At 69.7% G+C, this 23,379-nt stretch carries 26 protein-coding genes and 1 tRNA gene; 14 read left to right on the top strand and 13 right to left on the bottom strand.

Features of this window, described 5'->3' with window-relative positions; genetic code table 11:
- Positions 1-13: 13 nt before the first annotated feature.
- Positions 14-343 (bottom strand): metalloregulator ArsR/SmtB family transcription factor, encoded by a 330-nt coding sequence (locus tag B2G71_RS15820; protein WP_098107495.1) that lies wholly within the window; start codon positions 341-343, stop codon positions 14-16.
- Positions 344-552: 209 nt separating this feature from the next.
- Between B2G71_RS15820 and B2G71_RS15815 the strand changes: the two genes are divergently transcribed.
- Positions 553-780, top strand: a complete 228-nt coding sequence (locus tag B2G71_RS15815) for a DUF2171 domain-containing protein (RefSeq protein ID WP_098107494.1) — start codon at positions 553-555, stop codon at positions 778-780.
- Between the two features lie 197 nt (positions 781-977).
- Positions 978-3,353, top strand: coding sequence for a PQQ-dependent dehydrogenase, methanol/ethanol family (locus B2G71_RS15810; RefSeq protein ID WP_240530184.1), 2,376 nt, complete (start codon positions 978-980; stop codon positions 3,351-3,353).
- A 25-nt stretch (positions 3,354-3,378) separates the two neighbouring features.
- Here the strand turns inward: B2G71_RS15810 and B2G71_RS15805 are convergent, their stop codons facing one another.
- Complete coding sequence (locus B2G71_RS15805) at positions 3,379-3,894, bottom strand: GNAT family N-acetyltransferase (RefSeq protein ID WP_098107490.1); 516 nt, start codon at positions 3,892-3,894, stop codon at positions 3,379-3,381.
- A 293-nt stretch (positions 3,895-4,187) separates the two neighbouring features.
- Between B2G71_RS15805 and B2G71_RS15800 the strand changes: the two genes are divergently transcribed.
- Positions 4,188-4,634 carry a hypothetical protein gene (locus tag B2G71_RS15800; protein ID WP_098107488.1) on the top strand — a complete coding sequence of 149 codons (447 nt, stop codon included), beginning with the start codon at positions 4,188-4,190 and terminating at the stop codon, positions 4,632-4,634.
- A 74-nt stretch (positions 4,635-4,708) separates the two neighbouring features.
- Here the strand turns inward: B2G71_RS15800 and B2G71_RS15795 are convergent, their stop codons facing one another.
- The 8 genes from B2G71_RS15795 to B2G71_RS15760 all read right to left on the bottom strand — a co-directional run bounded on the left by B2G71_RS15795 (position 4,709) and on the right by B2G71_RS15760 (position 12,419).
- On the bottom strand, positions 4,709-5,209 hold the full coding sequence (locus B2G71_RS15795; RefSeq protein WP_098107486.1) for a GNAT family N-acetyltransferase: 501 nt from the start codon (positions 5,207-5,209) through the stop codon (positions 4,709-4,711).
- Entirely contained in the window at positions 5,206-6,141 is a 936-nt protein-coding gene (locus tag B2G71_RS15790; RefSeq protein ID WP_098107484.1) for an RDD family protein, read from the bottom strand. The genes B2G71_RS15795 and B2G71_RS15790 overlap by 4 nt, the downstream gene beginning before the upstream one ends.
- Positions 6,138-7,169, bottom strand: coding sequence for a stage II sporulation protein M (locus B2G71_RS15785; RefSeq protein WP_098107482.1), 1,032 nt, complete (start codon positions 7,167-7,169; stop codon positions 6,138-6,140). Before B2G71_RS15785 ends, B2G71_RS15790 begins: the two co-directional genes overlap by 4 nt.
- Positions 7,166-8,491, bottom strand: coding sequence for a DUF58 domain-containing protein (locus tag B2G71_RS15780; RefSeq protein ID WP_098107480.1), 1,326 nt, complete (start codon positions 8,489-8,491; stop codon positions 7,166-7,168). Before B2G71_RS15780 ends, B2G71_RS15785 begins: the two co-directional genes overlap by 4 nt.
- 3 nt (positions 8,492-8,494) lie before the next feature.
- The gene (locus tag B2G71_RS15775; protein WP_098107479.1) at positions 8,495-9,499 is read right to left on the bottom strand and encodes a MoxR family ATPase; all 1,005 of its coding nucleotides are present in this window, start codon (positions 9,497-9,499) and stop codon (positions 8,495-8,497) included.
- Positions 9,496-10,800 carry a DUF4350 domain-containing protein gene (locus B2G71_RS15770; RefSeq protein WP_240530183.1) on the bottom strand — a complete coding sequence of 435 codons (1,305 nt, stop codon included), beginning with the start codon at positions 10,798-10,800 and terminating at the stop codon, positions 9,496-9,498. Before B2G71_RS15770 ends, B2G71_RS15775 begins: the two co-directional genes overlap by 4 nt.
- Positions 10,797-11,453, bottom strand: a complete 657-nt coding sequence (locus B2G71_RS15765; RefSeq protein WP_240530182.1) for a hypothetical protein — start codon at positions 11,451-11,453, stop codon at positions 10,797-10,799. The genes B2G71_RS15770 and B2G71_RS15765 overlap by 4 nt, the downstream gene beginning before the upstream one ends.
- Positions 11,454-11,525: 72 nt before the next feature.
- Positions 11,526-12,419: a prephenate dehydratase gene (locus tag B2G71_RS15760; protein ID WP_098107664.1), complete on the bottom strand. Its 894-nt coding sequence runs from the start codon at positions 12,417-12,419 to the stop codon at positions 11,526-11,528.
- 119 nt (positions 12,420-12,538) lie between these two features.
- Between B2G71_RS15760 and B2G71_RS15755 the strand changes: the two genes are divergently transcribed.
- Positions 12,539-13,234, top strand: a complete 696-nt coding sequence (locus B2G71_RS15755) for a cytochrome c family protein (RefSeq protein WP_098107475.1) — start codon at positions 12,539-12,541, stop codon at positions 13,232-13,234.
- Positions 13,235-13,295: 61 nt separating this feature from the next.
- Here B2G71_RS15755 and B2G71_RS15750 read toward each other — a convergent pair whose 3' ends face one another.
- Positions 13,296-13,958 carry an RlmE family RNA methyltransferase gene (locus B2G71_RS15750; RefSeq protein ID WP_098107474.1) on the bottom strand — a complete coding sequence of 221 codons (663 nt, stop codon included), beginning with the start codon at positions 13,956-13,958 and terminating at the stop codon, positions 13,296-13,298.
- The gene (locus tag B2G71_RS15745; protein ID WP_098107473.1) at positions 13,955-15,163 is read right to left on the bottom strand and encodes a Ppx/GppA phosphatase family protein; all 1,209 of its coding nucleotides are present in this window, start codon (positions 15,161-15,163) and stop codon (positions 13,955-13,957) included. The genes B2G71_RS15750 and B2G71_RS15745 overlap by 4 nt, the downstream gene beginning before the upstream one ends.
- A 134-nt stretch (positions 15,164-15,297) precedes the next feature.
- Here B2G71_RS15745 and B2G71_RS15740 point away from each other — a divergent pair.
- From B2G71_RS15740 to B2G71_RS15695, 10 genes are all read left to right on the top strand, one after another.
- Positions 15,298-15,371, top strand: a tRNA-Gln gene (locus tag B2G71_RS15740).
- Between the two features lie 191 nt (positions 15,372-15,562).
- Positions 15,563-17,014: a F0F1 ATP synthase subunit beta gene (atpD, locus tag B2G71_RS15735; RefSeq protein ID WP_098107471.1), complete on the top strand. Its 1,452-nt coding sequence runs from the start codon at positions 15,563-15,565 to the stop codon at positions 17,012-17,014.
- Complete coding sequence (locus tag B2G71_RS15730) at positions 17,011-17,463, top strand: F0F1 ATP synthase subunit epsilon (RefSeq protein ID WP_098107469.1); 453 nt, start codon at positions 17,011-17,013, stop codon at positions 17,461-17,463. Before atpD ends, B2G71_RS15730 begins: the two co-directional genes overlap by 4 nt.
- A complete protein-coding gene (locus tag B2G71_RS15725; protein WP_206049426.1) occupies positions 17,460-17,741 on the top strand; it encodes an AtpZ/AtpI family protein in 282 nt (93 codons plus the stop codon). The genes B2G71_RS15730 and B2G71_RS15725 overlap by 4 nt, the downstream gene beginning before the upstream one ends.
- Entirely contained in the window at positions 17,738-18,019 is a 282-nt protein-coding gene (locus B2G71_RS15720; RefSeq protein WP_098107467.1) for an ATP synthase subunit I, read from the top strand. Before B2G71_RS15725 ends, B2G71_RS15720 begins: the two co-directional genes overlap by 4 nt.
- Positions 18,016-18,735, top strand: coding sequence for a F0F1 ATP synthase subunit A (locus tag B2G71_RS15715; RefSeq protein WP_098107466.1), 720 nt, complete (start codon positions 18,016-18,018; stop codon positions 18,733-18,735). Before B2G71_RS15720 ends, B2G71_RS15715 begins: the two co-directional genes overlap by 4 nt.
- The gene (locus B2G71_RS15710) at positions 18,732-18,974 is read left to right on the top strand and encodes a F0F1 ATP synthase subunit C (protein ID WP_098107464.1); all 243 of its coding nucleotides are present in this window, start codon (positions 18,732-18,734) and stop codon (positions 18,972-18,974) included. Before B2G71_RS15715 ends, B2G71_RS15710 begins: the two co-directional genes overlap by 4 nt.
- An 18-nt stretch (positions 18,975-18,992) precedes the next feature.
- Positions 18,993-19,733: a F0F1 ATP synthase subunit delta gene (locus B2G71_RS15705; protein WP_098107462.1), complete on the top strand. Its 741-nt coding sequence runs from the start codon at positions 18,993-18,995 to the stop codon at positions 19,731-19,733.
- Positions 19,723-21,264, top strand: coding sequence for a F0F1 ATP synthase subunit alpha (locus B2G71_RS15700; protein WP_098107460.1), 1,542 nt, complete (start codon positions 19,723-19,725; stop codon positions 21,262-21,264). The genes B2G71_RS15705 and B2G71_RS15700 overlap by 11 nt, the downstream gene beginning before the upstream one ends.
- Positions 21,257-22,117, top strand: a complete 861-nt coding sequence (locus tag B2G71_RS15695) for a FoF1 ATP synthase subunit gamma (RefSeq protein ID WP_098107459.1) — start codon at positions 21,257-21,259, stop codon at positions 22,115-22,117. Before B2G71_RS15700 ends, B2G71_RS15695 begins: the two co-directional genes overlap by 8 nt.
- A gap of 7 nt (positions 22,118-22,124) precedes the next feature.
- Here B2G71_RS15695 and B2G71_RS15690 read toward each other — a convergent pair whose 3' ends face one another.
- Complete coding sequence (locus B2G71_RS15690; protein ID WP_098107457.1) at positions 22,125-23,309, bottom strand: glycosyltransferase family 87 protein; 1,185 nt, start codon at positions 23,307-23,309, stop codon at positions 22,125-22,127.
- Positions 23,310-23,379 lie beyond the last annotated feature (70 nt).

Genomic DNA, 23,379 nt, shown 5'->3' with positions numbered 1-23,379 from the left:
CGGCCCGCGAACCTCAGCATCGGACGAGATCCGCCAGCAGCGGCTCGCACAGTTCGGCGCGGCCGCGGCAGCAGTCGCGGGCCAGAAACACCATCAGCGCGCGCAGCGTATCGATTCGCGCGCGCTGTATCTGATTGCGCCCGCGCTTCTCCGCAGTGACCAGCCCGGCGCGCGCCAGCACCGCGAGATGCGTCGAAAACGTGCTCTGTCCGAGCCCGGCCGCGTCGGCGAGTTCACCGGTCGCGAGCCCCTCGGGCTCATGCGCGACCAGCAGCCGGAAGGCGTTGAGCCGTGTCGGATGGGCAAGCGCCGCAAGCGCGCCGAGGGCCTCGTCGTCGGTCATTCCATCGGGAATAGCCGATAGGAAGGCGGGGTCAACATCCATCGGAATTTTCCGATATGATCTCCCCCCGGCCAAGCCTGCGGATCGTGCGCAAGGGGATGCAGCGGAGGACTCCGCGAGCCGTTGCCTGCACGCGACGAGCACCGGAACGATCTGACCCGCGAAACCGTTCTATTGGTGTAACTCATTGATAAACTAAGGGAGTTCTCATGTTTGAGAAGCTACGCATCAAGGAACATATGGAAGTCGCGGACAGCACCGGTCAGCACGTCGGCACGGTCGACGAGGTCGTCGATGAGCGCATCAAGCTTACCCGGTCGGACAGCAGCGACGGCGCGCATCACTACATTCCGTTCGAGCAGGTTGAGAAGATCGACGACAACCGCATCTACCTGAAGCAAGGCACGCCGATCCCGGTTGGCGTCGGCGCGGTCTGACGCGTTTCCCCTGGCAGCAACTGCCGCTTACGCAGGCCCCGGCTCCGCAAGGAGGCCGGGGCCTGCGTTTACGCGCGGGCGATTTATGATCCACACGGGCGCACAAGTCCTTCCACCCATTTCCCGTGCCTGTTACGCGCGCCCGAACGAACACGGGAGAAGCATGGGTGCGCGCAATCGGTATCGGAGTCGCTTTGTTGGCGGCGGCGCTTCTGGGCTCGTGCAACCGGCCCGCCGATCCGATCGAAGCCGCGCTTGTCGCCGACCCTGACGAATGGCCGAGCTGGGGCCGCACCGGGCACGAGGCGCACTACAGCCCGCTCGACGAGATCGACACCGGCAACGTCGCCGATCTCAAGCTCGCCTGGCACTTCGACCTCGAGCCCGGTTACACCGCCTCGACCCCGCTCATGGCCGAAGGCAAGGTCTTCCTTACCAGCGGACACTCGCACATTCGCGCGCTCGATGCGGAAACCGGCCGGCAGCTCTGGGAATACGACGGCGGCACGCGTGAACGCGCGACCTCCTCGCTGCAACTCTCGTGGGGCAACAAGGGCATCGCCTATGACAAGGGGCGCGTGTTCCTCGTCACCACCGATGGCTACGTGATCGCGCTCGACGCCAGGACCGGCGGCGAAGTGTGGAAGACCTACGATTACCCAGACGATTCCCCGCGCAACTCGAATGGCGCGCCGCGCGTCTACGCGGGCAAGGTGATCGTCGGCTTCGGCGGCGCCGACATCAGCCCGGCGCGCGGCTTCGTCTCGGCCTACGACGCGGATACCGGCAAGCTCGCCTGGCGCTTCTACACGACGCCCGGCGACGAAGTGACGCCGGCCAACCGCAAGGCCGAGGCGGTCATGCGCAAGACCTGGCCGTCGGGCTGGAAGAACGAGGACGGCTCGCGGCGCGGCGGCGGCGGCACCGCGTGGAACGCCTTCAGCTACGATCCGGACCTGAACCTCGTCTACCTCGGCGTCGGCAACGGTTTTCCCTACAACCGCGACAAGCGCAGCCCCGGCGGTGGCGACAACCTGTTCCTCGCCTCGATCGTCGCGGTCGACGCGGATACCGGCGAATACCGCTGGCACTATCAGGTCTGCCCGGGCGAGCAGTGGGACTGCACCGCCACCACCGACATGACGCTCGCCACCGTCGAGGTCGACGGCAAGGAGCGCAAGGTGCTGATGCAGGCGCCCAAGAACGGCTTCTTTTACGTGCTCGACCGGGCGACCGGCGAATTCCTCTCGGCCGAGAAGATCGCCAAGGTCACCTGGGCCGAGAAGATCGATCCGAAGACCGGCCGTCCGGTCGAGAACCCGGGCATCCGCTACAACGGCAAGCGGGGCATGTTCGAGCTCTGGCCCGGACCGACGGGCGCGCACTCGTGGATGCCGCAGGCCTATTCGCCGCGAACCGGGCTCGTCTACATTCCGGTGCTGGAGAACGGCGCGCTGATCGGCGAAGGGCAGGAGGGCGGCGGTGAGATCACCGCGGGCATGGGGGTGACGCTGATCCCCGAAGTCGAGCTTCCCGGCGGTCACCGCAGCTTCCTCAAGGCCTGGAATCCCGAGACCCAGACCGAGGCGTGGAAGGTCGAGCTGCCCGGCTCCTGGCCGGGAGGCGTCATGGCGACCGCGGGCGGGCTGGTGTTCGAAGGCCAGATCGACGGCAAGTTCGTCGCGCGCGATGCCGAGACCGGCAAGGAACTGTGGTCGTTCAAGGCGCAGGCGCCGATCGTCGGCGCGCCGATCTCCTACCGGATGAACGGCAGGCAATACGTCACCGTGATCACCGGCGCGGGCGGACAGGGCGCGGGCATGCAGTCGATCGCCAACGCCGCCTGGCGCACCGACTATCGCCTGCCGCGCCGCGTGCTGACCTTCGCGCTCGGCGGCACCGACACGATCCCGGCCTTGGCCTATGTCGAGCCGGTCCCCCCCGAGGACCCGGGCTACGCCCCCGATCCCGCGCGCACGCAGAAGGGTTTCATGCTCTTCGCCACGCGCGCCTGCCTCGTGTGCCACGGCTGGAACGCGGTGGGCGGCGGCGCCGCGCCCGACCTGCGCTATTCGCCGGTGATCACCGACGCCGAGACCTTCCGCGCGATCGTCAAGGAGGGCGCGCTCAAGATGAACGGCATGCCGCCGTTCCCGCGGTTCACCGACACCGAGCTGGAGAACTTGCGCTTCTACCTGCGCACGCGCGCGCAGCAGGCGCCGGGCGAGAAGAAAGCGCTTATGGAAAAGCGCAACGCGCCCAAGGCGACCGCCAGGCCGCAGGACTTCGCGGGCAAGTGGAACATCGTCATCCAGTCGCCGGTCGGTCCGCAGAAGGCGGTGATGGACCTCAAGGTCAACGGCAACGCGGTGACCGGCACCGTCGCCGCCGACCAGGGCAGCGTCGAGGTCGCCGGAGCGGTCAAGGACGGCCGCGCGAAGTTCGAGGGCAAGGCGAGCATGCCGATGCCGATCACGATCTCCTACGACGTCACCGTCGAGGACGGCGAGATGACTGGAGAAAACGCCAACGGCCCCTTCGGCTCGTTCCCGCTGACGGGCACGCGGCCTTAGCGCGGGGTATCGGTGAACGGCGGGCTCAATCGAGCATCCGCGCGAAGAGGAACTCCTCGTCGCATTGTTTGCCGACCCAGAAGGTGATGTCGGCGACCTTGGCGAAGCCGTGGCGCGCATAGAAGCGCTGGGCGCCATGGTTGCCGCTCCAGACCGATAGCTGGATCTCGTCGGCGCCGCCGCCGCGTGCTTCGCCGAGCGCCCAGTCCATCAGCGCCGCGCCGATCCCGGTGCCGGTGCGCGCGGGCAGCGTGTAGAGCTGCTTGAGCTCGATCGCACGACGCCCGCGCGCGTGCGCGGGCCAGCCGCAGGCCAGGCGCAGCTTGCACATGCCCACGAGCGCGCCGTCGCGTTCGGCTGGCATCACCCGCATCGCCGGGTCGGCGATCTCGGCGGCGACCGCCGCTTCGGTGTGACTCGCCCCGAGAAAGCTGGCGAGATCGGCCGGATCGTAAAGATGGGCGAAGGCGGCGCAAAAGGCGTCGCTGCCGAACGCGGCGAGCGCGGCGGCATCATCGGGCCGGGCGTGTCTCAGGTTCATCGCCCGTCTCTTCGATCGCGCGGGGCCGCGCGTCAATCCCGGTTGGAGCATCCCGCAGGCGCGATTGTCGCCTTCGATAGATGCCGACAGGGCGATTATACTAATGATATCGTGCAAACTATTCACGACCGACCAATTTTTTGAAGTTTTAATTTTACTCACTAATCGTAATTGCTCAACCTCCAGAGGTCATCCCGAATAAAAATGCCGTTTATATTGATCGTCACCGGGCGAGGATGGCGTGTCATCTGTGTATTCAGCCTAGGTGACTGAACCGAACAGGGGACAGGGCCATGAAAACAGCACGCATCCTTGCCGCCGCCGCCGCGCTTGCATTCGCGGCTCCCACGACCGCTTCGGCGCAGAGCGCCTGGCCGATCGATCCGGCCAGCTATGTCGACGTCAGCATGATCACGATCGACGACGGCCATTCGCTGGAATACGCCAACCATCTCGCCGGGATGTGGCGCAGTTCGCAGGATTTCGCCAAGTCGCAGGGCTGGATCAGCGACTATCAGATCTGGATCAACGAGTTCCCCCGCGACGGCGAACCCGACGTCTATCTCGTCACCTGGTTCCCATCGTTCGCATCGCCCGAGGAATCGAAGAAGCGCGACGCGGCCTACCTCGCCCATGCCAAGGCCACCGAAGAGCAGCTTCAGGCCGCTTCGGGCAAGCGCGCCGAATACCGCCACCTTTCGGGCAGCATGCTGTTCCGCCAGTATACCTGGGCGAAGTAGTCAGCCCAGCCGGGGGCGGCGACGGCGATCCTTCGGGGGTTTGCCGTGGTCGCCCCCGGCACCCGTCCGCGCGGTCAGAGCGCGCGCGTCATGCAGATGCTGAAACCGTCGAGCACGTAGTCGGCGAAGGGCGCGCATTCGGTGAAGCCGTGCGCGCGATAGAGCGCCTGCGCGGGCATGAACGGTTCGGGCCGACCGGTCTCGAGGCTCACGCGCGTATAGCCGCGCGCCCGTGCCTCGGCGAGGAGATGAAGCAGGATCGCCTTGCCCACGCCCTTGCCGCGATAGTCGGGGGCGGCGCGCATCGACTTGATCTCGCCGTGCGCCGCGTCGAGGTGCCTGATCGCGCCGCAGCCCGCGAGCACGTCTCCATCCCAGGCGGAGAAGAACGTCACGTCGCGCTGGCGCAGCCGCTCGGCGGGCATCGCGTGGACGCTCTCGGCGGGCGACCAGCGGTGCATCTCGTCGAGATGGAACTGCAGCAGCGCGAGGATTTCGGCTCCCGCGAGATCGTCGCGGACGATCCGCAGCGAATCGGGCCCGCGCGAACCGGTACCGAGGCGATCGGGGTTCATGGCTCCTCCGCGAACTTGTCGGCCTTGCGCCGGCCCATCCGCATGCCGCTTTCCAGCCGCGCGCGCAATTGTGTGTAATAGGCTTCGAGGAAAGCGCGTTCGTCGCCGGTGCCGTCCTGCCGGCCGATCTTGTTGGCGATCGCCTCATGAATCGGCACGATCGCATCGGCGCGATGCTGGCGCAGCACGCGCTCGAGCGTTTGCAATTCGTACTCGCCGTAGACTGCGAGTTCCGCGTCGGTGAAGCGATAGCCGCGGCCAGCCTCGGTCTGCTTTCCCGCTTGCGGCAGGACCGTCATCGCCGCCTCGAGCTTGTGACGCGGCGCTTCGACCACCCAGGTTCCGGCCACAATATCGCCCGCGCGCAGCCGGTCGCGATTGAACAGCGGGAACAGCGGAAAGACGAGGATCCACGCGGTCGCGGCGATCCAGGCGGGGCCGCTTTCGGCTCCGGCCGAGGCGAGGAACACCAGCGGCAGGAACAGCTCGATATCGCGCAGCAGGTTGCGCGCGATCACCATTTCCGCGCTCAGCCGCCCGCCGTCGCGCGCGGCGATGCGGATGCCGGCGATCCGCTTGCCGGGCGTCGCGCCGCGTGGTCCGAGCTCGAAGAACAGGAAATAGGCGTTGCGAAACAGGAACATCGCCACGATCCACGCGACGATCAGGAATTCGAAGACCTGCGCCGCGCCGCCGCTTTCGGTCACCGACCGCGCGATCGCGGCGGTGCCGCCCGCGATCGACACCAGCGCGACGGTGGTCGCCACCATCAGCACGAGAATGATCACCAGATCGAGAATCAGCGCTCCGGCGCGCGAACTGCGGCTGGCGATGACGAAGGGCAGGCTCACGCCCTCGGGAGTGACGAGGACGCGCGCGCGCGCGTGCTCGTGCGCGTGCGCGCCGTGCGAGGTGATCGCCGCCGTGCTCATGCCCGGACTTCGTCGCGCCGCCGCCCTACGGCGAGGAAGTAGGCGATCCACAAGGCCAGCATGGTCCCGCCGATCGCGAGGCGCCCGCCGGTGTTGTCGACGAGCTGGCGGGCATAACCCTCGAGCACGGCCGCGACGACCAGCATCAGCACCACGCCGGTCATCACCAGCGCGGCCCGGCGGCCCGCCTCCGCAGCCGCCTGGAGCACCGGCCGCGCGCCGGGAAAGGCCATGGATCGCCCGATGTGGAGCCCCGCTCCGCCCGCGAGCAGGATCGCGAAGAGTTCGGTCGTGCCGTGGACCGCGATCCATGCGGCGAAGTCCAGCGTGAGCCCCGCGCCGTGGTAGAGCCAGAGCATGGCGCCGAGCACCGCCATGTTCTTGACCAGCAGCAGCAGCGAGGGGAGCCCGAAGGCGAAGCCGAGCGCGAAGGCCAGGATCGAGACCTGCGCGTTGTTGCTGAACAGGTAGGCGGCGAACACGCTCAGGCCGCCGCGTTCGCTCTGGCCGAACAGCGTGCCGCGCAGCGCCTCGGCGCTGGCGCCGGGCACGCGCGCGTCGGCGAACTGGGTGGGCACGAGCGTGTAGAACCACTCGGTGTCGCTCGCGACGAGCAGCCAGCCGACCACGGTGCCCGCCACCATGACCGCGAGCGCGACGAGAATGTCGAACCCGATCGCGCGGACCGCGCGGCTCCAGCCGCCGCCGAGAAAGCCGCGCAGCCAGGCGCCGAGCGACGAGCGCGGGCCGTAGACGACGAACCAGGCGCGCTTCACCAGCGCTTCGAGATAGGCGAGCGTCGCCGCGTCGAGCGAGGTCTCGCGCGCGATCGACAGGCTCGAGGCGACAGTGCGGTAAAGTCCGGGCAGGGCGAGCAGGTCTTCGTCGGAAATGCGCCGCAGCCGGCCCTTTTCCATCTGCGTGACGATATGTTCGAGCCGCTGCCAGTCGGCCTCGCGCTCGAGCCGGAAGCGGTCGGAGCGCAGCGCCGCGGCGCGGATCGCGTCGATCGGTTCGGCCGCGCTCATCCCAGCGCTCCCGACCGCTTGATCGCGAGGTAGGCGTCGATCAGCCGCGTGCCGACAAGATGGTGCGGCGCCTCGATCACGTCGACCCCGAGCTGGCGCAGCCGGCGGGTGACGAGCGCCCGCTGGCGCAGCAGCAGGTCGGCCGAGACCGCCATCGACAGCGCCGAGATGTCGCCCGGCCGCTCCGCCGAGATCGCCTCGAGTTCCTCGTCGACCATGGTCACGAACAGCACCAGATGACGCGAGACCAGCCGCGAGACCGATTCGATCATCAGTTCGGCGCTGGTGGGATCGGTGAAATCGGAGAACACCACCACCAGCGAGCGGCGCTGCAATTGCCCGGCGAGCGAGGCGAGCGCGAGGGTGAAATTGGGCTCCTCGCTGCGGTAATCGAGGCTCGCGGCGGCGCGCTGGAGGCGGTGGAAGTCGCGCGGGGCGGCAACGAAGGGGCTCGACAGCAGCGGCCTCGCGGCAAAGCCGAACAGCGAGACGCGGTCGCCGCCCTTGAGCGCGACGTACGCGGTGGTCAGCGCCGCGGTCACCGCGCGGTCGAGCCGGGGCATGCCCGCGATCGGCTCGCACATCGCCTGCCCGCAGTCGAAGGCGAAGACGATCTGGTTGTTGCGCTCCGTCTCGTTTTCCTTGGCGTAGAGGTGGAGGTGACGGGCCGAGGCCTTCCAGTCGATGCGGCGGCGGTCCATGCCCGGCTGGTATTCGGCGAGCGCTTCGAACTGGGTGCCTTCGCCGCGAATCCGGCGGGCGATCAGGCCGAACTGGGCATCGCGTAGGTAGGTTTGCAGCGCGGGCGAGCGCACGTCGCCGACGTTGGGCCAGATGCGCACCTCGATGTCCGGCTCGCGCGCGATCTGGCGCGCGCCGAGGCCGAGCGGCCCGTCCCAGCGCAGCCAGGCGCGCGCGATCCGCGCGGTGCCCCGCCGGTTCGGCCGGACCTCGCGCTCACCCCGTGCGGAGCCTTTCGCGAGCACCGTCGCGAGCGCCAGCCGGCCGCCGGGCGCGAGGCGCGGATCGCAGGCGATCACCGCCTCGGCCCGCGAGCGTCGCCCGCGCGCGAACTGCGCCTGCGCCACGATCGTTTCGGGCGCGCCGACCTCGACATCACCCGGCACGACGATGTGGAACGCCTCGCAGGAGCCGGCGAGCAGGGCGTCGAGCAGGATCAGCCCGAGCAGCACCGCGCATAGCGCAGGCGCCGCGATCCAGGCGCCGGGCGCGACCGCTCCGAGCAGCAGCGCGACCGGGGCCGCGAGCGCGAGCAGGACCGCGGCGCGGATCGTCGGGACGAGGGCGAGCCGCCGCGCCATCGCCTAGCGCGGCGCCTCGGTCTGCTCGACCATTTGCGCCACCAGCGCCTCGACCTGCTTGCCCTCGATTTCGGCGGCGGGGCTCAGCAGCAGGCGGTGGCGCAGCACCGCGACCGCCAGCGCCTTCACGTCGTCGGGCACCACGTAGTCGCGCCCGTCAAGCGCAGCGCGGGCGCGAGCGGCGCCAGCGAGCAGCACTGCCGCGCGCGGGCTCGCGCCGCTCGAAAGATCGGGGCTCTCGCGCGTGGCGCGCACCAGCCGCACGATGTAGTCGACCACGCTTTCGGCCAGCGTCACGCCTCCCACCGTCGCCACCGCGGCGGCGAGCGTGGCGGCGTCGGCGACGCGCGCGATGCCCAGCGCCTCCGGGTCGGGCAGGCCCTTGCGCTCGCCGAAGCGGGTGACGATCGCGCGCTCTTCCTCGAGGCTGGGATAGGGCATCAGCAGCTTGAACAGGAAGCGGTCGAGCTGCGCTTCGGGCAGCGGGTAGACGCCCTGGCTCTCGATCGGGTTCTGCGTCGCGACGACCAGGAAATGCTCGGGCAGCGCGTGCGGCGCGCCGTCGAGCGTGACCCGGCGCTCCTGCATCGCCTCGAGCAGCGCCGCCTGTGTCTTGGGCGGCGTGCGGTTGATCTCGTCGGCGAGCAGCAGGTCGCAGAAGATCGGCCCGCGCGTGAGCGTGAACTGGCTCGTCTGGAAATTGAACAGGTTCGAGCCGAGGATGTCGCCGGGCATAAGGTCGGGGGTGAACTGGATGCGGTTGAAGTCGAGCCCCAGCGTCGCGGCGAAGCATTGCGCGAGGAAGGTCTTGGCGGTCCCCGGCGGGCCTTCGAGCAGGACGTGCCCGCGCGAAAGCAACGCGATCAGCAGGCTGTCGACGGTCTCGGCCTGGCCGACGATGGCCTTGGCGATCTCGCCGCGAATCGCCTCCGCGAAACGGCCCACTTCGGCGATGCCGAGCGGTGCGGGGCCGAGCGGTGCGGGGCCAGCCGGTGCGGTGTCAGTCATCGGATGAGCTTCCTTTCGAGGGCATGGAGGTCGAGCGCGGCGCGCACGAGATGATGTGGATCGCGGGCGCTCAGCAGGCGTCCGGCGGCCGACGTGAACGCGTGCTCGTCCTCGCCGCGCGCGGTCGCGGCGCGATCGATCGCGGCATCGGCGGCGGCGGGATCGAGATGGCGCGGCAGCGCGAGCGCGCTCACCAGCCGCTCGCGCGCGCGTTCGACATAGGGCCGCCCCAGCAGGTGGAAGCGGCGCGCGCGCACCATCAGCCCGGCGGTGTTGGCGACCAGCGCGCGCTTGCCGAAAGCGATCGCGCGCTCGGGCGCGAGCGGCGGGCCGAACCGCGCGAAGGCCCGCCAGGCGACGACCAGCGCGGCCATGAGCAGGCACAGCGTCGCCGCCAGGAACGGCGGCGTGAAGGCGAGAGTGAGCAGGTTCGCCGAGCGGCCAAGTCCGTTGAAGGTGAGGTCGAACACCACCGGCATGCGCTCGCCCCCGGTCGCCGCGCGCAGCAGCGAGAGCGCGGCCATCGCGCGGGTCTCGTCGGCCATGCCCCAGTTGTCGAGCAGGTCCGGCTCGGCAACGATGATGACCGGAAATCCGCCGTCGAACGCCGGGGGCTTGCTTTCGGGTTCACGCCCCGCGGCGGCTTCGAGATCGGACGTGGCGGTGCGGTCGTCGAGATAGCCGACGAGCGTCTGGCCGCGCGCATCGCGCACCATCGCCGCGATCCTGCCGCTCGACACGGTCTGGACGGCGCGGGCATCGGGCAGGCGTCCGGCTCGTCCGAAGCCCTTCCATCCGGCCTCCCCCTGCGCGACTTTCTCCACCTCGGCGTCGAGCGCGCCGATAGCCGCGATCTCGTCGGCCCAGCCGGCCTTGCCGAAGCCGGAGAGCATGACCCAGCCCTTCCTGGCCTTGCCGTCGGTCAACTGCGGCACCGCCGGGAACGCGAGCCACTTGGGCAGGACCAAGACGGTCGGGCCATGGAGGCGGTGGTTGCGGATCGTCCGGTCGATCGCTTGCGGATCGGCGTAGTGCGGCGGCGTCAGCACGAGCAGTCCGGGCTGCTCGAACGCGGCCTCGCTGCGCGAGCGGCGCACGGGGAAGCCGCGCCGTTCGGCAAGGTCGGCGAGCGCGGCATAGCCGTTGAGGCCGCGTCCGCCCGCATGGGCGCCGCCATCGTTGGTCGAGCCGCCGCCGATGTCGGTCGCGAGCAGCCAGAGCACCGCCAGGAACGCCAGCGCGCCGAAGCCCACCAGCAGCAGCGCCGCACGCCGCGAGAAAGGCGAGGCGTTCGCGCTCACGCGGCGAATCCGGCGAGCGCGAACCGCGAATAGGCCTCGCGCGCGGCGTGCCAGTCATCGGCGTCGAGATCGCGCAGGGCGAAGGCGCAGCGCTCGACCCGCGTCGCGATCACCGCGAAGGCGACGCGCGCCTGCTCGGACAGCATCGGGAACGTGGCGATTTCGCGCGCGGTGCTGGCCGGCAGCAGCCATTCGGGCCGCGTCTCGGCGATATGCTCGACGCTGCGATGCAGGAGCAGGTGAGTGGCCTCGCCGTAGCGTCCCTCGGCGGCCAGCCGGTCGGCCTCGTCGAGCAGCGCCGCGGCGGCGTGCGCGCCGGGCGTCCAGTCGCCGGCCTCGTCGCCGGCCGCGCGCCACTTGTCGAGCAGCGGCGACAGCACCAGCCGCCACAGCGCCACCAGCACCACGATCACAGCGATCGCCAGCAAGCCGTATTTCACCGCGTCAGCCGAAGTGCCGAGCAGCCGGCCGATGGGGCCGAACACGCTTTCGAGCAAATCGTTGAGCCATTTCAGCCAGGCAGGCGGCTCGGGCGGCTTGGCGGGCGGGAGCGGGGCATACTGGATCGCCTCGGAGGCCCGGACCGCCGCCCAGTCCCGAGCCGCGTCCCGTGCTGCAGTCGATCCCGCGATCTGTGGGCCCTCCAGCGTCACGAGCGCCTAGGTGGCATGGCCCGAGGGGCCGCGCAAGCGCCAGTGCGAGGGCACGCCCGGCGGGGCTCGCCGTCAGCCGCGCTTGCGCGCCTGCGCATAGCTGCCGAGCAGGCGCACGTACTTGCAGTGGAACGCCAGTTCCGCCATCGCCTGATCGACCCGCTGGTCCCCCGGTGCGCCTTCGATATCGGCATAGAACGTGGACGCGGCGAAGCTCGCGCCGACCTGGTAGCTTTCGAGCTTGGTCATGTTGACGCCGTTGGTGGCAAAGCCGCCCAGCGCCTTGTAGAGCGCGGCGGGAATGTTCTTCACCTCGAAGATGAAGGTCGTCATGGCCGGGCGACCGGCGAGCACGGCGACGTCGAGCGGATCGCGCGCGAGCACGACGAAGCGCGTCGTGTTGTCGTCGGCATCGGCGACGTTGTCCTCGACGATCTTGAGGTCGTAGAGGTCGGCGGCGAGCGCGGGCGAGACCGCGCAGGCGCGCGGGTCGCCCTGCTCCTTGACGAAGGCCGCCGCGCCCGCCGTGTCGGCGTAGGACATCGGCGTGATCCCCCGCTCGCGCAGGTAGTGGCGTGTCTGGCCGAGCGCCTGGGGATGGCTGTAGGCGGCCTCGAACGGTCCCTCGGTAAGCCCCATGATGGCGTAGCGGATCTCGAGGAAGTGCTCGCCGATGATCGAGAGCCCGCTTTCGGGGAGCAGGAAATGGATGTCGGCGACGCGGCCGTTCTCCGAATTCTCGATCGGAATCATCGCCCGGTCGGCACGGCCTTCCTTCACCGCGTCGAGCGCGTCCTCGAAACTGAAGCACGGCAGCGGCACGCAATCGGGCGCGTATTCGCAGGCGGCGCGGTGCGAGTTGCAGCCGGGCGCGCCCTGAAACGCGATCGCGCGCGCCGGATCGGCCGCGGCCGCCTCGGTCATCTGGGCGACGCGCGCCAGGGCGGGTTCGGGAAAGGAATGCATGACGGCAGCGGCGCTTAAGCCGCCGCAGGGAAAACCGCAATGGCTCTTGCGCTTGACGGTCGGCGACACTAGAGGCCAGCCATCTTCAGGGGCAAAAAATCCGGGCGGGAAACGCAAAGATGGACGACCGTTTCAACACTATCGCGGGATGGGTTCTATTTTCGGGCATCGTCGGATTGGGTCTGACCAGCCTCAGCCACCACTATTTCTCCGCCGACAAGCCGCATCGCCCGCACGAGATGGGCTATGAGATCGAGGGCGTCGAGGAAGAGGGCGGCGCCAAGGAAATTCCGGTCGCGACTCTGCTCGCGGAAGGCGACGCGGCCAAGGGCGAGTCGATCTTCGCCAAGTGCGCGTCGTGCCACACGATCAATGCGGGCGGCGCGAACGGCATCGGCCCGAACCTGCACGGCGTGCTCGGCGAGGCCATCGGCCAGGGCGCGGGCGGCTTCGCGTTCTCCGATGCGCTGAAGAGCGTGGGCGGTACCTGGAACTTCGACAATCTCAACGAGTGGCTGAAGAGTCCCAAGGCCTTTGCCCCCGGCACCAAGATGACCTTCGCCGGTCTGTCGAAGCCCGAAGACCGCGCCAACCTGATGCTCTACCTCAATTCGCAGGGCTCCAACCTGCCGCTCCCCGCCCCGCCCGCGCCCGAAGCGGCCGAGGCAGGCGATGCGGCGGCCGAAGGCGCCGAGGGCGAAGCGGCCGCCACCGCCGGTATCGAGCCCGAAGGTGCCGCCGAGGCTGGGGCGATGACTCAGGAACTTCCCGCCGGCGCCGAAAACGCGGCGGTCGGCAACGCCGGGCAGAACTAAGCCCGGCCGAGGCCGCGCGCGCCGACAGGCTGCCAGCCCCTCTCGACATGCGAGAGGCGGCCTAGCGCCCCTTGAAGCCTTTCGCGACGACATACCATTCCGACGATCCCTTGCGGCTCGCGGGCGGCTTGGCGTGCTTGACGCTGGCGAAGTGGCGCTTGAGCAGGGTCAGCAGCGTGGCGTCGGTGCCGCCCGCCAGGACCTTGGCGACGAAGGCCCCGCCCGGCGCGAGCGTCCGGATCGCGAAGTCCGCCGCCGTTTCCACCAGACCCATCGTTCGTAGGTGATCGGTCTGCTTGTGGCCGACGGTGTTGGCGGCCATGTCGGACAGGACGAGGTCGGGCGGGCCTTCCAGCGCCTGTTCCAGTGCTTCGGGCGCTTCGTCGGCCATGAAGTCCATCTGGAAGATGGTGACGCCCTCGATCGGCTCGGTCGGCAGCAGGTCGATGCCGACGATCCGCGCCGACGGGTTGTGCTTGCGCAGCACCTGGCTCCAGCCGCCGGGCGCGATGCCGAGGTCGACCGCGCGCTTCACGCCCTTGAGGATCGCGAACTTCTCGTCGAGCTCGATCAGCTTGTAGGCGGCGCGGCTGCGATAGCCGTCGGCCTTGGCCTGCTTGACGTAGGGATCGTTGAGCTGGCGCGTCAGCCAGCGCGCCGAACTGGTCGAGCGCTTTTTGGCGCTGCGCAGGCGCTCGCCCGGATCGCGTCCCGAACGGCTCATCGCCGTTCGATCCCGATGTCGCGACCACCAGCATGGAGCCGCTCGCCGTGGCCGTGCGAGGTGATCAGGCTGCGCAGGATGCCCTCGCGAATCCCCCGGTCGGCGACGCCGAGCCGCGCCGCGGGCCACAAGTCGAGGATCGATTCGAGAATCGCGCAGCCGGCGACGACGAGGTCCGCCCGCTCGCGTCCGATGCAATTGACTTCGCGGCGCTCGGCGATCGACATCGAGGACAGCCGCGTGCTGATGTCGCGCATCGAATTGGCGGGGACGATCAGCCCGTCGACCGCGCGGCGGTCGTACTGCGGCAGCTCGAGATGCAGGCTCGCCAGCGTGGTGACGGTGCCACTGGTGCCGAGCAGGCGAAGGCCGCCGTCCCTGCTGGCCGTGGCGCGCGCCGATTCGGTGCGCTGCGCGAAGGCCGCGAAGCTCTCGCTTACCAGCGAATGCATGTGGCGGTAGCGATCGCGCCGTTCCTCAAGGCTCGCGCCTTCCTTGCCGCAGGTCTCGGTGAGCGAGACCACGCCCCAGGGCACGGACTGCCAGTCGAGGATGCGCGGCACGGTGTCGGTGCTCTCGATCAGCACCAGTTCGGTCGAGCCGCCGCCGATATCGAAGATCATCGCCGGGCCGCGGCCCTGTTCGAGCAGGACGTGGCAGCCCAGCACCGCCAGCCGCGCCTCCTCGCGCGCGCTGATGATGTCGAGCGCGATGCCCGTCTCCCTGCGCACGCGTTCGATGAATTGGGGGCCGTTCGCGGCCCGGCGGCAGGCTTCGGTCGCGACCGAGCGCGCGAGGAAGACGTTGCGTCGGCGCAGCTTGTCGGCGCAGACCTGCAGCGCCGCCATCGTCCTGTCCATCGCCTGCTCGGAAAGCTTGCCGGTCTGCGCGATGCCTTCGCCGAGCCGGACCACGCGGCTGAACGCGTCGATCACGGTGAAGTTCTCGCCCGAGGGGCGCGCGATCAGCAGGCGGCAGTTGTTGGTGCCGAGGTCGATCGCGGCGTAGGACTGTCTGCCCCCGCCGTTGGGATGCCCCTTCTTCCTGCGCGACTGTTCGTCCAGCCCCCCGTTTCCGGGCTGGCCGCCGGCGTTGCCAGCGGAACCGGGCCTAGACCGTTCTCCGCCGCCGGGCCGCGAGTCCGGCCTGGCTTGTGCACTGTCGGGCCCAAGGGCCGCTTCCGCCGGCGGATCTTGCTCCGCCATATTTCTCGTTCTCTACTTCGTCGTATCGTCCGCCGCTGCGGACACCTGATCCGGATGCTAACGCGCTGCAATCGAACCGGCAAGTCCAGTGCGTCTTGACCCGAATCGATCCCGCGCATAGAGGGGCCCGCTCTTGCCCCGTCGTCTAAAGGTAAGACTACGGACTCTGACTCCGTCAATCGAGGTTCGAATCCTCGCGGGGCATCCAGGTTTTTCTCGGGATTTGACCTTCGGCTGCGGCGATTTGCGTTGCCGTCCGTTGCGCCTCGCGCTGCGCTGCGTCGCCGGCACGAACGTCGACCGGCGGGAGCGCGACATGCGGCACGATCGCGGCCTTGGTGGTTGACAGCCGGGGGCGGACCGCCGCACCACGCGGGTGCGGTGAAACGGAGCGTCTTGATGCCGCCTGGCACTGACAAATCATCGGCTCGAGGAACTGTCACCGCGGTGCGCGGCGCGGCGCTCGATGTCGCGTTCGAAGGCGGGACGCTGCCGGCGATCGACGAAGCCGTGACCGTTCGGACGCGCGGGGGCGATACCATCGTCGCCGAGGTCCAGGCCCATCTCGACGCCTCCTCGGTGCGCTGCATCGCGCTCGAACCGACCACCGGCCTGAGCCGCGGCAGCGAGGCCGAGGCGGCGGGCGGCGCCGTCACCACCCCCGTCGGCGAATCGGTGCTGGGGCGGCTGCTGACGGTCACCGGCGAGCTGGGGGACAAGGGCCCCGCGCTCGCGCCCGACACGCCGCGCTGGCCGATCCACCGCGCGCCGCCGGCGCTTGCCGCGCAGAACGGCGCCACCGACCTGTTTCGCACCGGAATCAAGGTGATCGACCTGCTGACGCCGATGGCGCAGGGCGGCAAGGCGGCGATGTTCGGCGGCGCGGGCGTCGGCAAGACCGTGCTCGTGATGGAGCTGATCCACGCCATGGTCGCGGGCTATCGCGGCATATCGGTTTTCGCGGGCATCGGCGAACGCTCGCGCGAGGGCCACGAGATGCTGCTCGACATGCGCGAATCGGGCGTGCTCGACCGCACCGTGCTCGTCTACGGGCAGATGAACGAGCCGCCCGGGGCGCGCTGGCGCGTGCCGATGACGGCGCTGACCGTCGCTGAATACTTCCGCGACGCGCAGCAACGCAACGTCCTGCTGCTGATGGACAACATCTTCCGCTTCGTCCAGGCGGGCGCGGAGGTCTCGGGCCTGCTCGCGCGGCTGCCCTCGCGCGTCGGCTACCAGCCCACCCTGGCCAGCGAGGTGGCGGCCTTGCAGGAACGCATCGCCTCGGTCGGCGACGCGGCGATCACCGCGATCCAGGCGGTCTACGTGCCCGCCGACGACTTCACCGATCCGGCGGTGACGACCATTGCCGCCCACGTCGATTCGATGGTGGTGCTGTCGCGCCAGATGGCCGCCGAGGGGATGTATCCCGCGATCGATCCGATCGCCTCGTCCTCGGTGCTGCTCGATCCGCTGATCGTGGGCGAGGACCATGCCCGCATGGCGACCGACGTGCGCCGGATGATCGAGCACTATCGCGAACTGCAGGACGTGATCTCGCTGCTCGGCATGGAAGAGCTGGGCGCGCAGGACCGCCGCATGGTCGAGCGGGCGCGGCGCCTGCAGCGCTTCCTGACACAACCGTTCACCGTGACCGAGGCCTTCACCGGCACGCCGGGCAAGTCGGTGAGCATTGCCGATACGATCGCCGGTTGCCGCGCCATCCTCGACGGCGAATGCGACGACTGGGCGGAAAGCTCGCTGTTCATGGTCGGCACGCTCGAGGAAGCCCGCGCCAAGGAAACCGCCGCGCGAAACGCGGGGGCCGCGGGCGGGACGCAGGCGGCATGAGCGGTTCGCTGCACCTCACCATCGCCACGCCGGGCACCGCCGTGGTCGACAGCGACGACGTGCGCGCCGTGCGCGCCAGCGACGAATCCGGCAGCTTCGGCATCCTGCCGGGGCATGCCGACCTGCTCACGGTGCTGCCCGCCTCGATCGTGCGCTGGCGCGACGCGGACGGCGAGACGCACTATTGCGCCGTGCGCGGCGGCGTCCTGAGCCTGACCGGCGGCCATCGGCTCGCCATCGCCTGCCGCCGGGCCATGCTCGGCAATCGGCTGGAGGAGCTGGAGGACCGGATCGTTTCCGCCGGCGCGGCCGAAGAGGACGAGGACCGCAAGGCCCGCACCGCGCAGGCGCAGCTCCACGCGCGCGCGATCCGCCAGCTCATGCACTACCTGCTGCCCGGTGGCGAGCCCGCCGACGTGCGCGGCATCTTCCCGGACGGCACGCAATGAGCGACCAAGGCCCCGATCCCATGGCGAGCGCCGCCCGCCGCGCGCGCCGCCGCGAGGAGCAGGCGGGCGCCGACCCGGAGCCCTCGCTCGGCGTGCGGCTGGGGCAGATCGGCGTGCTCGGCTGGATGGTGGTGCTGCCCATGCTGGCGGCGCTGGCGCTCGGGCGCTGGATCGACCATCGTTTCGGCACCGGCATCTTCTTTTCCGCTCCGGCGCTGATGATCGGCGCCGGGCTCGGCTTCACCACCGCCTGGCGCTGGATGCACCGCAGACTATGACCGCGCTCGATCCCTTCTCGTTCTTCTATCTGCTGCTGGCGCTGATCGGCTGCACCGGCCTTGGCTATGTCCATTTCGCGACGCTGCATTCGGTCAGCCTGGGCTATCTTGAGGGGCACCCGGTCCGCGCGGTGCTGATCCAGGTCGCGCGCATGGCGGTGATGGTCGCGGTGCTCTTCGTGCTGGCCCGGCTGGGCGCGCTCTACCTGCTGTGCGGCGCGGCGGGGGTGCTGGTCGGGCGGTTCATGGTCATGCACCGGGTGGGCCGGGAACCATGATCGATTCGCCCCTGGCCATCGCGCCGGTCTTCCACCTGGGACCGGTGCCGATCACCCAGCCGGTGATCGCGACCTGGATCATCATGGCGCTGATGAGCCTGTTCTCGATCGTGCTCACGCGCCGGCTGAAGCTGCGTCCGGGCAAGATCCAGGCGACGGTCGAGCTGGTCACCGGCGCGATCGACCAGCAGATCGGCGAGGTCGTCCGTGCCGACCCGGCGCCCTATCGCGCGCTGATCGGCACGATCTTCCTGTTCATCTTCATCGCCGACTGGTCCTCGCTCATTCCCGGGGTGGAGCCGCCGACCGCCCATGTCGAGACCGACGCGGCGCTTGCGCTCATCGTCTTCGCGGCGACGCTCTACCACGGCGTGCGCTGCAACGGCCTCGTCGGCTATCTCAAGACGTTCGCGCAGCCGAGCTGGGTGATGATCCCGCTCAATCTGGTCGAGCAGATCACGCGCACCTTCTCGCTGTTCGTGCGCCTGTTCGGCAACATCATGAGCGGCGTGTTCGTGATCGGCATCGTCTTGTCGCTGGCGGGGTTGCTGGTGCCGATCCCGCTGATGGCGCTGGACCTTCTGACCGGTGCGGTGCAGGCCTATATCTTCGCCATTCTTGCCTGCGTCTTCATCGGCTCGGCGGTCAGCGAGGGCCAGGCGGCCCGCGCCCCGGCAGCCGCGCCAGACCCTTCACAAGCACGGAGCAATCCATGACAGTCGAGGAAATCTCGATCCTCTCGGCCGCGATCGCGGTCTCGTTCGGCGCGCTGGGGCCGGGTATCGGCGAAGGCCGCGCGGTGGCGGCGGCGATGGACGCGATCGCGCGCCAGCCGGAAGCGGCTGGCACCATCTCGCGCACCCTGTTCGTCGGCCTCGCCATGATCGAGACCATGGCGATCTACTGTCTCGTCGTCGCGCTGCTGGTGCTCTTCGCCAATCCCTTCGTGCAATAGCGACGGGACCGGCGCCCGATGCAAATCGACTGGTGGACGCTCGGCCTGCAGACCGTCAATCTGCTGGTGCTGCTGTGGCTCCTCGCCCGCTTCCTGTTCCGGCCGATGGCGGCGATGGTCGCGCGGCGCCAGGCCGATACCGACCGCCTGCTCGATAGCGCCCGGGCCGCGCGCGACGAGGCGGAGGCAGCCAAGGCCGCCGCTGTGGCGGCGCGCGCCGCCGCCGATGCCGAGCGGGCCGGGATCATCGCGGCGGCGCAGAAGGACGCCGAGGCCCAGCGCGAGGCGATTCTGGACAAGGCCCGGCAGGAGGCACAGGCGCATATCGCCGACGCGGAGGACCGGATCGGCAGGATGCAGGACGACGCCGATGCGCGGATCGGCCATCGCGCGAGCGTGCTGGCCACTGACATCGCGGCCCGGCTGCTGGCGCAGCCGGGGGCGCGCCTGCCGCTGAGCGCGTTCCTGGGCGGTCTCGTCCAGGCTCTCGCCGGCTTGCCCGACGCGGCGCGCGAGGCGATCGGGGCGGGCGACGACGCGCCCGTGCTGGTCTCGGCGCGGCCGCTCGGTGAGGCCGATCTGGCGGCTTGCCACGCCGCTATCGCCGAGGCGCTGGGCCGCGAGGTGGCACTCAAGACCGAGGTCGATCCCGATCTCATCGCCGGCCTCAGGTTCACGAGCGCCAGCGTCGAAGTGAACGCCAATCTGCGCGACGATCTCGCGCGCATCCTTGCCGGGCTCGACCGCCATGACCGGTGACGAACGCGAAGTCCGCTGGCTGGCCGAGCGCCGCGCCGCGCTCGATGCCGTCGATCTCGCGCCGCGCGCCGAGACCTTCGGGCGAGTCACCCACGTCGCCGACGGCATCGCCACGATCTCCGGCCTGCCCGAAGTGTGCCTCAACGAACTGCTGCGCTTCGAGAACGGCGAGACTGGCCTGGCGCTCGCGCTCGACGCCGACACGATCAGCGCCGTGCTGCTCGACGAGGCCGAGGGCATCGAAGCCGGGATGCGCGTCTCCGGGCTCGGCGAGGTGGTGCGCGTGCCGGTGGGTCCCGGGCTGCTCGGCCGCGTCGTCGATCCGCTCGGCCGCCCGCTCGACGGCGGCGGACCCATTACGGCCGAGGATCACCTGCCGGTGGAGCGGCCCGCCCCGGCGATCATCGACCGCGCGCTCGTCACCGATCCGGTCGAGACCGGCATTCTGGTGGTCGACGCGCTGTTCGCGCTCGGGCGCGGGCAGCGCGAACTGATCATCGGCGACCGGGCCACGGGCAAGACGGCGATCGGCGTCGATGCGATCATCAACCAGAAGCACAGCGACATGGTGTGCATCTATGTCGCCGTCGGTCAGCGCGCGAGCGCGATCGAGCGGGTGATCGACGCCGTGCGGACCCACGGCGCGCCGTCGCGCTGCATCTTCGTGGTCGCCTCCGCCGCGGCGGCGCCGGGGCTGCAATGGATCGCGCCCTTCGCCGGCATGACCATGGCCGAGCATTTCCGCGACAAGGGCCAGCACGCCCTGATCGTGATCGACGATCTTACCAAGCACGCCGCGACTCACCGCGAGCTGGCACTGCTCACGCGCGAGCCGCCGGGGCGCGAGGCCTATCCCGGCGACGTCTTCTACCTCCATGCCCGGCTGCTCGAACGCGCCGCGCATCTCTCGCCCGAGCTGGGCGGCGGCTCGCTCACCGCCCTGCCGATCGCCGAGACCGACGCGGGCAACCTGTCCGCCTATATCCCGACCAATCTCATCTCGATCACCGACGGGCAGATCGTGCTCGATACCCGGCTGTTCGCCTCCGATCAGCGTCCGGCGGTGGACGTCGGCCTTTCGGTCAGCCGGGTCGGCGGCAAGACGCAGAAGGCGGCGCTGCGCCAGGTCTCGGGCCGCATCCGCCTCGAATACGCGCAATTCCTCGAACTCGAGATGTTCACGCGCTTCGGCGGCATGACCGACGGGCGCTTCCGCGCGACGCTGGAGCGCGGACGGCGCATCCGGGCGGTACTGGCCCAGCAGCGTTTCGCGCCGCTGCGTCTGGCCGAGCAGGTGGCGCTGCTTGCCGCGCTCGATGCGGGCGTGCTCGACGCGCAGCCGCTCGACGCCATCGCCCCGCTGCGCGCCCGGATCGGACCGGCGCTCGACGCGCGGGCCGGCGATCTGGTCAAGGCCATCGACGCCGGCGACAAGCTCGACGATCCGGCGCTCTCCCGGCTGGCCGAACTGGTGCGCGGGCTGCTGGCGGGCCCCGGCCCGACGGGAGACGAGGCGGGCGGCGATGGCTGAACGGCTGAGCGACGTCGAAGCCCGGATCGGCAGCGTGAGCCAGCTATCCGCGGTGATCACGGCGATGCGCGGGATCGCTGCGGTGCGCTCGCACGAGGCGGCGGCGCGCCTGCCGGGTATTCGCACTTATGCAGATACCGTGGGCGAGGCGATCGCCCAGGCGCTGGCGCTGCTCGCCGAACGCCCGCCCGCCCTCGCGCCCGCCCCCGCGACAGCGACGCGTCAGCTCGTGATCGCGGTCTGCGCGGAGCAGGGCTTCGTCGGCAGCTTCAACGCGCGCATCCTCGATGCCGCCGCCGCGGCGCTCGCCCGCTCGCCCGCATCGGACCTGATCATCGTCGGCAGCAGGGGGACCGCGAGCGCTGCCGAACGCGGCCTCGAGGCGGATCTGACGATGGCGATGGCGACGCACAGCGACCAGCTTCCCGGGCTCGCCAATCGCCTCGCCGACCGGCTGTTCGAGCGGCTGCAGCGTGGCCCGCTCAGCCCGATCACCATCGTCCACGCCGTGCCCGCGGCGCCGGGCGCGGCGGCCGGGACGGTCACCGAAGTCGCCCTGTTCCCGTTCGATTTCGGCCGCTTCCCGCCGGTCAGCCACGCGCGGCCCCCGCTGATCCAGCTCCCGGCGGCGACGCTGCTCGAGCGGCTCGCGGACGAATATGTCTTCGCGCAGCTCTGCGAGGCGCTGACGCTGTCCTACGCGGCGGAAAACGAAGCACGGATGCGGGCGATGGTCGCGGCGCGCGCCAATGTCCACGCCAAGCTCGACGATCTCAGGGGCCATGCGCGCCGCTTGCGGCAGGAGCAGATCACCGAGGAAGTGGTCGAGCTGGCGGCCGGAAGCGAGCGGTGACGGCCCCTCAGCCTGCGGGCTTCGGGGTTCTCCAGCACGGCTCCTCGCCGTCCGGCAGCGCATCGCGCACGGGCAGACGCGAGGCGATCAGCAGCACCATCGCCAGCGCCGCGAAGGGCATCAGGTTGATGCCGATCGGGATCGCCAGCGCGCGGGTGGCGAGCGGCGAGAGATAGAGCAGGGCGATGGCGACTTTCTCGTAAGGCCGGAAGCCGCGCGCCCGCCCGTCGGTGATCAGCCAGAACACCGGCAGCACCAGGAACGGCAGGTCGTACGAGAACAGGTAAGGCGAGGCGATCGCGGTTGCGGCGAGCATCAGCGCGCCGCTCGCCATGACGTCGCGCTCACGCGCCGAGCAGATCATGACCAGCGCGATGGCCGCCAGGCTGATCGCCGCCTGCGCGACCATCGCGACATCCGCATCGGCATGCTGGCGCAGCGCCGCATAGGGCGTCGCCATGCGCAGCCAGAACTCGCCGGGTCCCGAGGCCATCAGCGCCGCGCTGACCTCGAACGATTGGGGATAGTGCTGCCACGGCGCGATGCCGAACACCGCGAGACTGAGCAGGATGCAGGCGGCGGCGCCCGCCACGCCGCCTGCGAGCGCGCTCCATTCGCGGCGCGCCAGCAGCCAGAACGGGACCAGCAGCGCCAGATGCGGCTTGATCACCAGCAGACCGAAGATCGCGCCCGCCGCGAACGGCGAACGCCTGAGCATGAGCACGCCGCCCACCAGGATGGCGCCGGTGACGAAGCCGTTCTGCGCATGGCTCGCGGCAAGGTAGGCGGCCGGGAAGGCCACCAGCGGCCAGGTGAGGTCGCCTTTCCATTCGCTGCGCGCCACCGCGAACCAGACGAGGAACGTCGCCAGGGTCCAGGCGATCCAGGCCGTGGGAAACGAGAACGGGGCGAGCCAGGCCACGAAGAACAGGTAGGGCGGCGGATTGACGTAGGCGATCATCGCGTCGAACCCTGCGCCCGTCTGATAGCGGGCCTGCAGGTCGAGATCGTAGACCGCCGAGGCGCCGTGGCTGGCGAGGATCTTCGCCGCCGACCAGAAGGCGAGGAAGTCCGAACCTTCGTGCTGCATCCTGAAGAAGGTCGCTATCAGCATGCCGACGAAGGCGAGCGCGAGCATCATGCCATAAGCACGGATTCTCCGCGAGGTCAGCCATTCGGCGCGCTTCAGCATTCCGATCCTAGGGCAGCGTCGGTGAAGCGACGTCAACTAAGCGATCGTGGTTTACAAAATGCCAACGCGG

The organism is Novosphingobium sp. PC22D (assembly GCF_002556635.1).
Lineage (GTDB): Bacteria > Pseudomonadota > Alphaproteobacteria > Sphingomonadales > Sphingomonadaceae > Novosphingobium.
The sequence above is the reverse complement of the archived record's forward strand: the minus strand, read 5'-3'. Positions and strand labels throughout refer to the sequence as shown.